Origin of the sequence: Halobacillus litoralis (assembly GCF_004101865.1) — a bacterium.
Taxonomy (GTDB): Bacteria; Bacillota; Bacilli; order Bacillales; family Halobacillaceae; genus Halobacillus; species Halobacillus litoralis_A.
Window position 1 is genome coordinate 346,309 of the sequence record NZ_CP026118.1, and the last position, 14,144, is coordinate 360,452.

12 protein-coding genes are annotated in these 14,144 nt (G+C 44.4%); 2 read left to right on the top strand and 10 right to left on the bottom strand.

Annotated features, from left to right (window positions below; translation table 11 throughout):
* Nucleotides 1-2 precede the first annotated feature (2 nt).
* Nucleotides 3-3,563: a chromosome segregation protein SMC gene (gene smc, locus HLI_RS01795; protein WP_128522790.1), complete on the bottom strand. Its 3,561-nt coding sequence runs from the start codon at nucleotides 3,561-3,563 to the stop codon at nucleotides 3-5.
* Nucleotides 3,564-3,740: 177 nt separating this feature from the next.
* Between smc and HLI_RS01800 the strand changes: the two genes are divergently transcribed.
* The gene (locus HLI_RS01800; RefSeq protein WP_128522791.1) at nucleotides 3,741-3,962 is read left to right on the top strand and encodes a DUF1128 domain-containing protein; all 222 of its coding nucleotides are present in this window, start codon (nucleotides 3,741-3,743) and stop codon (nucleotides 3,960-3,962) included.
* Nucleotides 3,963-4,191: 229 nt separating this feature from the next.
* Here the strand turns inward: HLI_RS01800 and rnc are convergent, their stop codons facing one another.
* The 9 genes from rnc to sdaAB all read right to left on the bottom strand — a co-directional run bounded on the left by rnc (nucleotide 4,192) and on the right by sdaAB (nucleotide 12,408).
* Nucleotides 4,192-4,884, bottom strand: a complete 693-nt coding sequence (gene rnc / locus HLI_RS01805; RefSeq protein WP_128522792.1) for a ribonuclease III — start codon at nucleotides 4,882-4,884, stop codon at nucleotides 4,192-4,194.
* A 77-nt stretch (nucleotides 4,885-4,961) separates the two neighbouring features.
* Nucleotides 4,962-5,195 carry an acyl carrier protein gene (acpP, locus tag HLI_RS01810; RefSeq protein WP_128522793.1) on the bottom strand — a complete coding sequence of 78 codons (234 nt, stop codon included), beginning with the start codon at nucleotides 5,193-5,195 and terminating at the stop codon, nucleotides 4,962-4,964.
* Nucleotides 5,196-5,255: 60 nt separating this feature from the next.
* A complete protein-coding gene (fabG, locus tag HLI_RS01815; protein WP_128522794.1) occupies nucleotides 5,256-5,996 on the bottom strand; it encodes a 3-oxoacyl-[acyl-carrier-protein] reductase in 741 nt (246 codons plus the stop codon).
* Nucleotides 5,996-6,937, bottom strand: coding sequence for an ACP S-malonyltransferase (fabD, locus tag HLI_RS01820; RefSeq protein ID WP_128522795.1), 942 nt, complete (start codon nucleotides 6,935-6,937; stop codon nucleotides 5,996-5,998). Before fabD ends, fabG begins: the two co-directional genes overlap by 1 nt.
* Nucleotides 6,934-7,938 carry a phosphate acyltransferase PlsX gene (plsX, locus tag HLI_RS01825; RefSeq protein ID WP_128522796.1) on the bottom strand — a complete coding sequence of 335 codons (1,005 nt, stop codon included), beginning with the start codon at nucleotides 7,936-7,938 and terminating at the stop codon, nucleotides 6,934-6,936. Before plsX ends, fabD begins: the two co-directional genes overlap by 4 nt.
* 18 nt (nucleotides 7,939-7,956) lie before the next feature.
* The gene (gene fapR, locus HLI_RS01830) at nucleotides 7,957-8,517 is read right to left on the bottom strand and encodes a transcription factor FapR (RefSeq protein WP_128522797.1); all 561 of its coding nucleotides are present in this window, start codon (nucleotides 8,515-8,517) and stop codon (nucleotides 7,957-7,959) included.
* 279 nt (nucleotides 8,518-8,796) lie between these two features.
* The gene (recG, locus tag HLI_RS01835) at nucleotides 8,797-10,842 is read right to left on the bottom strand and encodes an ATP-dependent DNA helicase RecG (protein WP_431357384.1); all 2,046 of its coding nucleotides are present in this window, start codon (nucleotides 10,840-10,842) and stop codon (nucleotides 8,797-8,799) included.
* Complete coding sequence (gene sdaAA, locus HLI_RS01840; protein WP_128522799.1) at nucleotides 10,839-11,723, bottom strand: L-serine ammonia-lyase, iron-sulfur-dependent, subunit alpha; 885 nt, start codon at nucleotides 11,721-11,723, stop codon at nucleotides 10,839-10,841. The genes recG and sdaAA overlap by 4 nt, the downstream gene beginning before the upstream one ends.
* 22 nt (nucleotides 11,724-11,745) lie before the next feature.
* Complete coding sequence (sdaAB, locus tag HLI_RS01845) at nucleotides 11,746-12,408, bottom strand: L-serine ammonia-lyase, iron-sulfur-dependent subunit beta (protein WP_128522800.1); 663 nt, start codon at nucleotides 12,406-12,408, stop codon at nucleotides 11,746-11,748.
* Nucleotides 12,409-12,755: 347 nt separating this feature from the next.
* Between sdaAB and HLI_RS01850 the strand changes: the two genes are divergently transcribed.
* Entirely contained in the window at nucleotides 12,756-14,024 is a 1,269-nt protein-coding gene (locus HLI_RS01850) for an NCS2 family permease (protein ID WP_128526789.1), read from the top strand.
* Nucleotides 14,025-14,144: the final 120 nt, after the last annotated feature.

Genomic DNA, 14,144 nt, shown 5'->3' on the forward strand with positions numbered 1-14,144 from the left:
TTCTACGCTTCCAATAACTCCGGTGTCTCTTCAAGCCTTACAGAAACAAGCTTGGATACACCTGACTCCTGCATTGTCACCCCATAAAGAACATCAGATTCTTCCATCGTCCCTTTACGGTGAGTGATAACAATGAATTGTGTGTCAGCACTGAATTCTTTCAAAAACTTGGCAAAACGATCGACGTTCGCTTCGTCCAACGCTGCCTCCACCTCATCAAGGACACAGAATGGAACAGGCCGTACTCTTAATATAGAGAAAAGCAGTGCAATTGCAGTCAATGCCCGTTCACCGCCGGAAAGCAAACTTAAATTCTGCAATTTCTTGCCGGGAGGCTGTGCCACAATATCCACTCCGGTTTCTAACATGTCATCAGGATCCGTCAATTGTAAATCTGCGCGACCGCCGCCGAACAGAGTACGGAAAACTTCACCGAATTCCCCGCGTATCCTCGTGAAGGTGTCCTCGAATTTCCGCTTCATCTCGCCATCCATTTCATTGATGACGTTATGGAGCGTCTGTTTAGCTTCTGAAAGGTCATCCTGCTGACCTTTCAGGAACTCATACCTTTCCAGAATCCGGTCGTATTCATCGATGGCGCCCAAATTGACAGTGCCTAATTCTTCAATGGACCTTTTAATGAGTTTCACTCTTGTAGAGGCCGCTTCAACGTCCTCGACTCGAGAATAATCACGTTTTGCTTTTTCAAAAGTGATGACATATTCCTCTTGCAAATAGGTCAACATGTTTTCAAGCTCCACATCAAGACGGTTTGCTTTCACTTCTTTCTGCTGGATGTCTTGAACATAGTTTTGATGACTGCGCTTCAGCTCTTTCAACCACTGCTCAGCCTCCTGTATTTGCTGCCCATTCTCATCCCGCGTTTTACGCCGTTCCAGAATCAGCGAGGAAGTGCTTTCTTTCTTTTGCTTCATTTGCTCTATTTGGTCAGTTACTTCTTCTTCAGTTTGGTTTGAGTCAACTACTTCCATCAGCTGCTGATAGGAGGCTCGGTTCCCGCGCAGTTCTTGTTCAATCATCGCTTTCTCTTCCTCGTACCGGTTTGTCTTTTCTTGTTGATTAGAAACCGCGGATTCTTGTTCAGCTAACTGAATTTGTAATTCCTGGCGACGTTTTTGCAAATTGGCTTCGTCGACTTTCTGCCGCTCTTTCGTAACCGATAAATCATCAATTTCACTCTGGATATCTGACAATTGTGCGTCAAGATTTGATAGAGTGGTTTCTAAATTTTTCACTTGCTGGTCAGCATGATGGTGATCCTGATCATATTGAGCTTGATCTTGATCGAACAGCTTCAATTGATCATTCAAGTGGTTCAACTTCACTTGCAGCTCGCGCTTATCGGACTGTTTTTCATATTCTGCTTTCTTCAGTTGAGAAAGGCGCTCATTCATTTGAGAGCTCTCTTTCTCTTGAGTGGTCAGCTTCTCTTTCAGCTGCTGGACCTTCTGCTCGACATCTTTTGCTTTTGTATCAAACTCACTGATTTTACTTACAAGCTCCTGCAGTTCTTTTTCTCTTGTAAATAAAGACTGGTTCGACTGTTTCTTCGCTCCCCCGGACATCGACCCTCCAGGATTGACCACATCCCCTTCAAGGGTGACAATCCGATATTTACGCTTCAAGAAGTTGGCAAGCGAGTTGGCATGTTCCAGGTCCTCCGCTACCACGATATGACCGAGCAGGTGTTGAATAGCTTTGGAATGCTGCTCCTCGTACCCGACTAAATCCCCAGCTACTCCCACAAAACCAGCTTGCTGGGCAAGGGAAGATGCCCCATAGACGGATCGAGGCTGAATGGTTGTCAATGGCAGCAAGGTAGCTCGTCCTTTGTTGTTACTCTTCAACCAATGGATCGCTTGCCTGCCTGTGCGTTCATCTTCTACAACAATATGCTGTGCTTGTGCGCCAAGCGCTGTTTCAATCGCTGTAATCAAATGCGCTGGAATGTCAATAAGCTCTAAAACAGCTCCTCTTATGCCGTTCAACTGCCCTTTCTGTCTCGCTTTCAGAACTTCACGGACCCCTTGGAAATAACCAGAGAAATCTTCTTTCATTTCTTCGAGCATTTCTTTTTTAGAACGAAGCTTCTCTAAATACTGATAACCTTTGTACAGTTTCTCCTGCCATTCTTGATAAGTCTGTTTATTTTTCCCGATCTGTTCATTCAATTCCTGCAATTCTTTTTCAAGGTTCTCACGTTTTTGCGTTATTTCTTCTGTCTCACCTGAAATTTCATTCAGTTGTGAATCTAACTGCTGCCTTTCTTCTCTCAAGTCTTTGAATTTATCGACTTGCACCCCTTTTTTCGAATGAATTTGCGTTACTTGTTTTTCTAACAGCTGTTTTTCATTACGCTTAGCCGCTTGTTCATTCAAAAGCTCGATATATTCACTCTTCAAATCCTCAATCTGTTCTTCAATCAGGTGAATATCTTTATTCAAAGCTTGATCCGTTTGATTCAACTCATTTTTGGTCTCTTGCTTTTTCTTTTTCGTTTCTTGCAGTTTTGCTGATTCTTCTTCTGAGACAGATTTCAAGCTTACCAGTTTCCCCGATAATTCTTCATAAGCCTCTTCTAACTTTGATTTGTTTTCTTCAAAATGCTTATGACGTTCTTTCATCAGCTGTTTTTTTCCCTCAAGGTTTTCCAGTTCCCTAGTCAATTCAAGTAAAGTTTCCTGTAAATCTTCAATCGATTCATCCAGAGCTTTCATATCCCTGCGTTGCTTTTCGACAGAGGACTCTTTTGTATCGATTTTCGTTTTCAATTCACTTTCTTCTTCCTTCACTTTGTCTAAATCTTTCAGGAGGTGCTGCCAATCCCCGTGCAGGCGTTCGATTTGAGTGATCAATAATGAAATTTCAATGTTTTTCAATTCGTCTTTTTTCTCTAAGTAATCTTTAGCAACTGCTGCCTGCTCTTTCAATGGCTCCAACTGACCATCAATTTCATGTATGATATCTTCAACACGATTCAAGTTTTCCTGGGTTTCTGTCAATTTATATTCCGCTTTTTTCTTACGCTGTTTATATTTCAATACACCGGCTGCTTCTTCGAAAATTGAACGGCGCTCTTCAGCTTTCGAACTTAATATTTCTTCAACTTTCCCCTGGCTGATGATTGAAAAAGCTTCACGTCCGAGTCCAGAGTCCATAAATAAATCAATGATATCTTTCAATCGGCAAGTTTGGTTGTTGATATAAAACTCACTTTCGCCTGAACGATAAACACGCCTTGTCACACTTACCTCCTGGTAGTCCAGAGGCAGGGCTTGATCTGTATTGTCCAAAGTCAAGGTCACTTCTGCCATATTCAATGATGCTCGTGTCTCACTGCCTGCAAAAATGATATCTTCCATTTTTGCACCGCGCAACGAGCGGGCAGACTGTTCACCAAGCACCCAACGAATCGCATCTGTAATATTACTTTTTCCGCTGCCGTTCGGGCCGACTACAGATGTAACGCCAGAAACGAAATCAACCGTCACCCGTTCAGCAAAAGATTTAAATCCAACAGTATCTAATTGTTTGAGGAACATAGTCATCCTCCTGTATTTTCGCAATCTTTCTTTCATTCAACTAATATATTTTATCATAAACTTACGCTCTACGGTAGGAAGGTTCGAACCTCTTTTCCTTCCTTTTAGGGTTTCAAAAATCGAAAAACTCCTTTATCATATGTACTAGCCCGAACACCAGCTTAAGGAGGATACAAATTGAGTTTAGAAGAAGCGAACCAAGAGAATCTAGAGATCATCATCAATGACATGGCCGAGAAGCTGCAGGTCGTCAACCGCTCTCTCATGGACCCGGAAGATTACGATTTGAATAAATATGAAGAAATCAAATCGTTACATGATATCATCGAAATGAAAGGGCAACTGAGCGTGTCTGAGATACAAGCTTTCGTCCAGGAGCTTGGCCATTACCGTAAGTGAATTCAATAAGTGCAGGCCGTACGCGGCTCCTCGCCATACTGAATGAGCCCATTGGTGTGACATACTCTGTCACAGAAAAGGACTTACTTAAAGCTTTATTGACCATGCATGTACTGGTCGGTTTTGTGATTACCTGAGACACATAAGCAACTTTGTCCCTTGCTTAAAAAAAGAAAAGACCGCACCCGGGTATGTATTTAAACCCCGGGACGGTCTTTTTTTATTTTCCTCATGATAAAGCTCCGTGATTTTGTAACGCTTGCTGGGCAGCTCTTTGCTCTGCCTCTTTTTTCGTGCGGCCTACACCGATGCCGCCAATATCATCCTGAATACGGACATGGGCGATGAATTCACGGCTGTGCGCCGGTCCTCTTTCTTCCACGATCTCATATTCGATTCTGCTGTTTTTGTCCCTTTGAATAAATTCCTGAAGTTGGCTTTTAAAATCCATCGCATGAGAAAAAGCACCTTTTTTAACTTTCGGATATACATAGGTTTTCAAGAATTGTATGACCGTATCATAGCCTTGATCCAAATAAAGAGCACCAATGAAAGCCTCGAAGACGTCAGCTAATAATGCTGGTCTGTTACGGCCTCCTGTCAGCTCTTCTCCTTTACCAAGCAAAATGAGATCTTGAAATCTCAATTCGTTGGCAAATTCGACCAAGGAAACTTCACATACGATGGAAGCCCGGAACTTTGTCAGTTCGCCTTCCGCCATATTCGGGAATTCCCTATATAAGTATTGAGATACACCAAGTTCGAGAACGGCATCTCCTAAAAATTCAAGACGCTCATTATCTTCTCGATCGGTTTTCCGATGCTCATTCACATAAGATGAATGTGTGAAAGCTTGTTCCAGTAACGAGACATCTTTGAATTGAATATTTACTTTGTTCTGGAAACTGGAAAAATCATCCATAAATCACCTTGTCCTTTGCTAAGAATTTCTGTAATACAGGAAAGGCTGCCCGTACGGAACGAGCAGCAATCTTCCTTTTACGATACGCTGCTTATGTAATTCACAGCGTCGCCTACTGTATTGATTTTTTCAGCTTCTTCATCAGAAATTTCCATATCAAACTCATCTTCAAGCTCCATTACAAGCTCTACTACGTCAAGAGAGTCTGCTTCTAGATCTTCTTTGAAGGAAGCTTCCATAGTAACTTTAGACTCATCAACGTCAAGACGATCGACGATGATCTGTTTTACACGATCAAATGTTTCTGCCATTGGAACCTCACCTCCCTTCAGTCATTATAGTAAATTTCGCAGAGAAAAACCATAACATTTTTACATTACCATTCCGCCGTCGATATGCAGCGTTTGGCCTGTCATGTAGGCAGCGTCTTCAGAAGCCAGGAATCTGACTACACGTGCGACATCCTGCCCTTCCCCTAAACGGTTCAAGGGAATGAGTGAAAGCATTTGTTCACGCTGCTCATCTGTCAGGGAATCCGTCATATCTGTCGCAATGTAACCAGGCGCTACGGCATTGACCTGGATGTTTCTTGCAGCAAGCTCTTTAGCGTTCGATTTAGTCATACCGATCACCCCTGCTTTAGCTGCTACATAGTTCGCCTGACCAGGGTTACCGGATACACCTACAATCGATGCGACGTTGATGATACGACCATACTTTTGCTTCATCATTTGTCTGGTGACGCCTTTCGTACAAAGGAAGACACCTTTAAGGTTCGTATCGATAACAGAATCGAACTCTTCTTCTTTCATTCTCATCAACAAATTGTCTTTTGTAATCCCTGCATTGTTGACGAGGATATCCAACCGACCGAACTCATCGATGATCGTTTTCACCATGCGTTTTACATCTTCATCACTGGAGACATTGGCCTGGATTTTAATGGCCACGCCGCCCTGTTCTTCAATTTCCTGGACAACGGCTTCTGCTTTATCTTCGCTGCCAGCATAATTGACAGCGACTTTCGCTCCTTTAGAAGCAAGTTCCAGAGCGATCGCTCTTCCAATTCCACGCGAAGCCCCCGTGACGAGAGCTACCTGATCTTGTAACATCAAGATTCCTCCTTATACCAATCAATGAAAGATTGCAATGAATCTGGATCCTGGACACTGAATGTTTTCATTCTGCGTTTCACTTTTCTTACCAGTCCACTCAATACTTTCCCTTGCCCCACCTCGACAATGGCATCCACATTTTCTTCAGCGAATGCTTCGAGGATCTGCTGAAACCTTACCGGTGAGTATAGCTGTTCGATAAGCAATGTTTCTATTTTTTCCGCTTCTGTTACAGGTGACGCTGTAACATTGGCATACACAGGTATGTCCGCATCCTGAATGGTAGTTTTTGATAAATAATCAGCGAAATCATCACTTGCCGACTTCATCAGCCGGGAATGGAACGGTCCACTCACATTGAGGGGAAGGACTCGTTTCGCTCCCTTTTCAGAGAGTTGCTGAGATGCTTGTTCCACTCCCTCTTTTGTGCCGGAAATGACGATTTGGCCAGGGCAATTGATATTGGCTAAATCAACGGCTGTTTCTCCATCGAAATTGCGGAGGACTTCTTCAATTTCTTCTTGGGATAAACCGAGAACGGCAGCCATCGTCCCTTTACCTGTAGGGTATGCCTCTTCCATGAGTTTCCCTCTTACATGTACCAATTGCAGAGCATCCATCGGGCTTAAAGACCCGGAAGCTACAAGAGCACTATACTCGCCCAAACTATGACCCGCAGTCATACCAGGTTCGACACCTTCCTCCTGAAGCACTTCTTGAATAGCAATACTGTTCAAAAGTAAAGCAGGCTGAGCATTTTCTGTTTTCGTCAGTTCTTCCGAAGGTCCTTCAAACATAAGGGTTGTCAGTGAGTAACCCAAAGCTTCATCCGCTTGGTCGAATAATTTTTTTACAGATGGGTAGCTTTCATACATTGCCTGCCCCATGCCCACTTCCTGAGAACCTTGTCCAGGAAAAACATATGCGATGTTTTTCATGATTCATCCTCCTTTTGTTCCATCTCCTCCAATGTGGTCGAGATGGTCATTGTTACATCCTGCTCGACCATTTGGCATGCTTGTCGAATGGCATTCAGCACAGCTCTTTCATTCGAAGACCCGTGCGCCTTGATTACAGGAGCAGATAATCCGAATAAACCCGCCCCTCCATACTCTGAGTAATCTAATTGATCTTTCAATTTCTTTAGATCGTTTTTAGCCAGGCCAGCAGCAATCTTTGTCTTGAAGTTGGTCATAAAGGTTTGTTTGATCATAGAAAACATCGTCATCGCTGTTCCTTCGATCGTTTTCAATGTCACATTTCCTGTAAACCCGTCAGTCACTACAACATCTGCCACACCGCTCATTAAGTCACGCGCCTCTACGTTGCCTACAAAATTAATCGGCGCCTCCTGCATCAATCGGAAAGCTTTTTTCGTTAAGTCATTGCCTTTTCCTTCTTCTGTCCCGACATTAAGCAGACCAACACGCGGCTCGTCGATATTTCTTACATTTTCAGCATAAATCGACCCGATGACTGCATATTGAAGCAAATGATCGGGTTTCGCATCGACATTCGCACCTACATCCAGCATCAGGAACCCTTTCCCATCTTCAGTCGGCAGGGTCGGGCTCAACGCCGGTCGCTCAACACCTTTCATGCGCCCGACTAAGAAAAGCCCAGCACTCATTAATGCTCCTGTGTTTCCCGCAGAAATACAACCATCCGCTCGCCCTTCTTTCACTTCGTTGGCCATCAGTACCATGGAGGCATTCTTTTTCCTTCTTACAGCACGTACAGGTTCATCATCGGCTGTAATAACTTCTGTCGTATGTATGATGGATAGGTTGGATTGTCCTTTCAAAAAAGGTTTGATACGGGACTCATCACCTATCAAAGTAATCTCCAATCCTTCTATTGAATCAGCAGCTTCTACTGCACCTTTAACTATCGCTTCCGGGGCATGATCGCCGCCCATGGCGTCAATGGCTAGCTTCATTTTCAGATCCATCTCCTTCTATTGGTGGGAACGGTACATTTCAAATGTTCCTCCAAATACTTCTTCATTTTCTACAAAGCTGTGGACACTTACAATCGTCCGACCCTTTTCATCTTCCCCTTTGACGGACGCTTTGGCCACAACCCGTTCTCCTAACTTCACCGGTCTTGAAAAATGAATGGTCGAGCGAGCCGTCAGGGCAATGTCATCATCTATCAATGCGACTGCTAAAGAATTGGCTTGCGCGAAAAGGTGATGTCCTCTTGCAATATGATTCCTTGAGAAAACGTGCTCTGGACGAATATCTAAAATCGATAATGCTCGATCATCAAGTTCAAGGTCTACGACTTCCCCGATGACTTCTTCGATCGGCAGTGCTTTGACAGTCTCATTCCACTCGTGTGTCGCGACAGACTTGATCCTCTCTCTGAGTTCCGGTATCCCCAGTTCCATTCTGTCGAGGCGGATGGTCTGAATACTGACTCCAAATGACTTTGCCAATTCTTCATCTGTAATAAAGGGAGTTTGATCGATTTTATTTTTCAATTCTTCCTGGCGCATTTTTTTAGTCTTTTTCACACTGATTCCACCGTTCATTTAATCATAAGCGATCACTTTATGACTAGGTACTAATAGTAATATATAATACCAGTAAGATTTACGCAAGGATTGACCTTTCGTATAAGGAAAATCTTTAAATCAGGCGGAAACAAAAAGACTGTCAGCAAGCAAATTCAGGCCGACAGTCTTTTTTTATGATGAAAATGATAAAATTCGAGCCAATGCTTCATGAGCCATGTCCAGCCGGATGTGCTTACGCTTGTCGCGGCTGACCAAGGTCGCTTGCGTTTTCGATCTTTAATCCAGGACATCTCCAAGAATGTGCTGATCGCTATAGACGAGCTCCTTCAGAGGTTGGTAACGTTCGTCCTGTTCAAGGACATCATCCATTATCATTTCTGCAGCATCTTTTCTTGCCGTTTCGAGAGCCCTGTAATCATGGACCATATCCCCCACCCTGAACTCAGGCAGTCCACTTTGTTTCTTACCAAAGAAATCCCCCGGGCCGCGTAGTTTCAAATCTTGTTCGGACAGCTCGAATCCATCGTTCGTTTCTGTCATGATCCTCATCCGCTCTTTCCCGACTTCTCCTTTAGGATCACCCATAAGGATGCAATAGCTTTGATCGGCCCCACGGCCGACCCGGCCCCGGAGTTGATGGAGTTGTGATAAACCGAACCTTTCTGCATCATAGATGACCATGACCGTAGCATTCGGTACGTTCACTCCCACTTCGACCACCGTTGTCGATACGAGGATTTTCAAGGTATTGTCCGCGAATTGCTGCATAACACCTTCTTTTTCATCATTGTGCAAACGCCCGTGCATCAAACCGACAGAAACATCAGGTTCGTACACAGCACTCAACTGATTGTACAATTCAATGGCGTTCTGAATATCAAGCTGATCGGATTCTTCTATCAAGGGGCAGATGACATAGGCCTGATGCCCTCTGTCGATTTCCTTTTGAATGAAATTGAGGACCCTGTTGGTCATTTCACCTTTGACCCAGTAAGTATCCACCGGTTTCCGACCTGCAGGCATCTCATCGATGACACTTACATCCATATCACCGAAAGCAGTGATTGCAAGAGTCCTTGGGATCGGGGTCGCTGTCATAAACAGCACATCCGGGTAAAGTCCTTTATCCCTTAAAGCCCTGCGCTGTTGCACACCGAATCTATGCTGTTCATCTACTATGACAAATCCAAGCTGTTTGAAAGCGACTTCCTCTTGGATAAGAGCATGCGTTCCGATCAGTATATCAATTTCCTTCTGATCCACAGCCTCAAGAATCTCTTTTCTTCTCTTCCCTTTTACCGATCCAGTAATCAATGCGACCATCGCTCTTCCCTTGAACATCTCTTGTAATGAATGGTAGTGCTGTTCTGCCAAAATTTCTGTCGGCACCATCAAAGCCCCTTGGTGCCCCGCAGTAATTGAAGCGTATAAAGCGATCGCAGCAACCGCTGTTTTACCCGAGCCAACATCCCCCTGTAAAAGGCGGTTCATCCGATGAGGACTTTTCATATCATTCAAAATTTCAGCTAACGAACGCTTCTGGGCAGAGGTGAGCTCAAAAGGCAGCGACTGCACAAAAGAAGTCAAACGATCATTGTCATATGTCTGCACCTGTCCTGTCGTTGATTCCCGATGATGTTTCCTCAACAGCTGCATCTTCAACTGAAAAACCAGGAACTCTTCGTAAATAAACCGTCTCTTCGCGTGCTTCAACATGATACGGCTTTCAGGGTAGTGCATTTGATTAAGGGCTTGCACACGCTCCGGCAGTTTGTAGGCGAGAGTCAAGTCTTCCGGCAAAATTTCAGGGAGAGAACTCCCGTTCTGATCCAGCGCTGTTTTAATCACTTTTCTTAAAGTGTTCAAGTTGACACCTTCTTTGAGAGTATAAACAGGCTGAATGGGTTCCTGGCTCTTTGATTCGCCTTTTTTGAATTGACTGACAGTGATCTGCAACCGCTGTTGATCCCACTTCCCCGTAACGGTCACCGTATCTCCCTGTTGGAGTTGTTTTTTTGCAAAGGCACGATTGAACATTACGGCTTTGACTGCAAACTGCTCCACTTGAAGAGTGAAGGTAAGCCGTGATTTCTTTCTTCCATAGAAGCTTAAAGCTGGTTCTGAGACGATTTCACCTTCAATCGTCGCTTTTTCATTATTTGTCAATTCTGTCAAGGGCTTCACTTCGTAGGAATCGTATCGATGAGGAAAATAAAACAACAAATCCTCAACTGTAAACAACCCCAATTCATTCAAGTGGGTTTCTAATTTCTCCCCGACTCCTTTGACTTCACTAATCGGATGTTGTAACACATTCTTCACTCTTTCTTCAACGAGATTCCATACACTTTCGCTTCTAATTCTCTTCCAGTAGGTGTAGCTGCCAGTCCTCCCTGGGCCGTTTCCCGGAAAGCGGACGGCATACGTTGGCCGACTTTGTACATCGCATCTATGACTTCATCGCAAGGAATACGGCTAGTGACTCCAGCCAGTGCCATATCCGCAGCGACAATCGCATTCGATGCTCCCATAGCATTCCGTTTCACACAAGGAACTTCTACAAGACCTGCCACAGGGTCGCAAATCAAACCAAGCATATTTTTTAATGTTATCGCCATCGCTTCTGCTGATTGAGACGGCGTTCCACCAGCCATTTCGACGATAGCGGCTGATGCCATTCCTGCCGCGGATCCAACTTCTGCCTGGCAGCCTCCTGCCGCACCCGAGATCGAAGCATTGTTAGCTACGACAAAACCAAATGCGCCTGAGGTGAATAAGTAATCGACCATTTGTTCCCGTGTCGGGTTCAACTGGTTTTTCACTGCGAAAAGTGTTCCAGGCACACAACCGGCACTCCCTGCCGTCGGTGTCGCACAAATGGTGCCCATAGCTGCGTTCACCTCATTGGTCGCCACAGCTTTACTGACAGCATCCATTAAAAGATTACCAGATAACGGCTTGTGGTTTTTCATATAATCCTGGATTAAAACTGCATCGCCACCAGTCAATCCACTATGGGATTTGACCCCTTTCAATCCATCCTCTACTGCTTTTTCCATTACATCAAGGTTTCTTTCCATATTTTGAAACACTTCTTCTCTCGTCAGTTGTTTGACCTCCATCTCTTGACGGATCATCACTTCTGAGATTTGAATATTTTCACTTTCTGCAAGCTCTACGAGTTCTGCTACATTTCGAAACATGTGCTCGCCCCTTTCTGTATCGTCAGTCTGAAATTTTTGCTACCTGGGTGATATGATCGGCACGTTCTAATTCATCCAAAACTGAATCATCGATGTTTTGATCGACCTCAATAACCATCAACGCCTGCTCTCCTTGAGCTTTTCTGGACACTTCCATCCGGCCGATATTAATTTCGTTTTTTGCTAAGATCGTAGTAGCTGAAGCAATCGCCCCATAACGGTCATTATGAATCAGTAAAATGGCTGGATGGCTGCCTGACAAACGGAGTTCAAATCCATTCAACTCGGTGATTTCCGCTTTCCCGCCACCGATGGAAATACCGACAAGTTCCAGCTCGCCATCATCATCGCCGATTTTAACTTTAGCTGTGTTCGGATGATCCGTATGTGCATCTTCTTCATGGAAACGGATTTTCATACCGTTTTTCCTGGCCGTAACAAGTGAGTCGCTGATTCTCTGATCATAGGTTTCATAATCCAGTAACCCACCGATGATAGCCACGTCTGTTCCATGACCTTTATATGTTTTCGCAAAAGAACCATACAAGTGTATATGTGCATACTTGGGTTCTCTACCGAAAAGATGACGGGCAGCCCTGCCTATCCGGGCTGCTCCGGCTGTATGTGAACTTGAAGGTCCGATCATGACTGGACCGATGATATCGAATACTGAACGATATTTCATTTCTTCCACCATCCCTTTGCAAACTATCTCTATCAAACAAAAGAAAACGCTTTCCATCGTTGAATAATCCTATCTTATCTTATCATAAAATTGCTGGTCTTAATATTTATATGAAAAAATCGGAGCTTCCTGATCGTTCTTACCCTCCTCCCCTCAGGCTTCGCCTTCCGGGATCTCACAGACCATGTTCATCCCACTGGAGGGAGTCTCGAAATTAAAGTCCTTTGTAGAAAGGAAGAAAAATTTTAACTTTACCTTGCCAGAATGACAGATAAAGAGTAAAATGAATGTTTGTGGGTTACTCGGTAACCGGGCGGGAGAGGGATAATTTCATAGAGGAGATTGAAATGCTCAATCAGCAAAATAAACAGGTGAGCTGGAAGAAAGAAGGATTGGCCGGATTGATCGGTTATTTCACGACGGTATATATCGTCGCCGTCAACAGCCAAATCCTCGAAAGTGCCGGATTGCCGCTTGAGAGCGGTATGGTGGCTACTATTCTTGCCAGTGCACTAGGCTGTTTGATCATGGCCATATACGCAAATGCGCCTATGGTTCTCATTCCCGGAATGGGTGTCAATGCTCTGTTTGCTTTTTCAATCGTTGAAGGGAGTGGCATGGGTTTTCAAGAAGGACTTGCTGTAGTGCTCGTCGCTTCATTGCTATTCTTAGCCACTGCCTTTACTAGACTTGGAGATTGGTTGAAACATGCGATACCGTCATCTTTGAAACATGCCATCACGGTCGGTCTCGGATTGTTCCTGACTTTAATCGGTCTGGAAAAAGGCGGTCTTGTCGTAAGAGGAGAACATTCTTTGATTACACTTGGCAACCCTTCGTCAGCTATCGTCATTACTAGTATCCTGACGTTATTCATAGGTATTTTCTTATTTACCAGGAATGTGCCGGGAAACTTTTTAGTAACGATGGTTGCAGGGACGATTATTGCTCATTTCACCGGCCTTCTAGGTGAACGTGGCGAAATGATTGAACTTCAAGAGCAAACATGGGTATTCATGCCCGACTTCAGCAGTATTGGACAATTCGGCTTTTGGATGGCTGTTTTCCCACTTGCGATCGTGCTTATTTTTGAAAACATGGGCTTGATCCACGGACAGTTGAACATGCTTGATCAGGAAGAAAAATTCAAACGTTCATATCAAGCGTCCGCTTTTTCTGCATTGACTACAGGATTCCTCGGCACTTCTCCCACGGTTTCTTCAGCAGAAAGTGCAGCGGTCATCGCATCAGGCGGAAAGTCAGGCAGAGCCGCTTTGACTATGAGTGTTCTATTTTTGGTTACGTTACTGTTCATCCCCTGGATTTCTATGGTCCCATCTACAGCAATTGCCCCGATTTTGATCATCGTCGGAGCGTTGATGGTCCAGAACATCAAGGAGATCCCATTGGACCAACTGTCTGAAGCAATGCCAGCGTTTTTGATCATCGTGATGATTCCTTTCACGTATTCTATTGCGGACGGGATGGCTTTCGGCTTCATCGCCTATCCGATCGTCAAATTCGCTATCGGGAAACAAAGAGAACTATCAACGCCTGTCGTTCTTATCGCCATGGTCTTTCTCATTGAATTTATCATGCGCTCGCTTGGACATTAATATTTTTACGAGGGGCCGGCAGACCTGAGGCGCCTTAGCAGATCATTCCGGTGAAGCGTTTTTTCTTCACCGTAACTGGTCAGCTTATGACTCGAAGGTCTACCCCCTCGAATAAACACG

Coding starts and splice junctions, on each gene's coding strand:
- smc (WP_128522790.1), bottom strand. CDS start 3,563: ATGTTCCTCAAACAATTAGATACTGTTGGATTTAAATCTTTTGCTGAA.
- rnc (WP_128522792.1), bottom strand. CDS start 4,884: ATGGATGATTTTTCCAGTTTCCAGAACAAAGTAAATATTCAATTCAAA.
- acpP (WP_128522793.1), bottom strand. CDS start 5,195: ATGGCAGAAACATTTGATCGTGTAAAACAGATCATCGTCGATCGTCTT.
- fabG (WP_128522794.1), bottom strand. CDS start 5,996: ATGTTACAAGATCAGGTAGCTCTCGTCACGGGGGCTTCGCGTGGAATT.
- fabD (WP_128522795.1), bottom strand. CDS start 6,937: ATGAAAAACATCGCATATGTTTTTCCTGGACAAGGTTCTCAGGAAGTG.
- plsX (WP_128522796.1), bottom strand. CDS start 7,938: ATGAAGCTAGCCATTGACGCCATGGGCGGCGATCATGCCCCGGAAGCG.
- sdaAA (WP_128522799.1), bottom strand. CDS start 11,723: ATGTTTCGAAATGTAGCAGAACTCGTAGAGCTTGCAGAAAGTGAAAAT.
- sdaAB (WP_128522800.1), bottom strand. CDS start 12,408: ATGAAATATCGTTCAGTATTCGATATCATCGGTCCAGTCATGATCGGA.
- HLI_RS01850 (WP_128526789.1), top strand. CDS start 12,756: ATGCTCAATCAGCAAAATAAACAGGTGAGCTGGAAGAAAGAAGGATTG.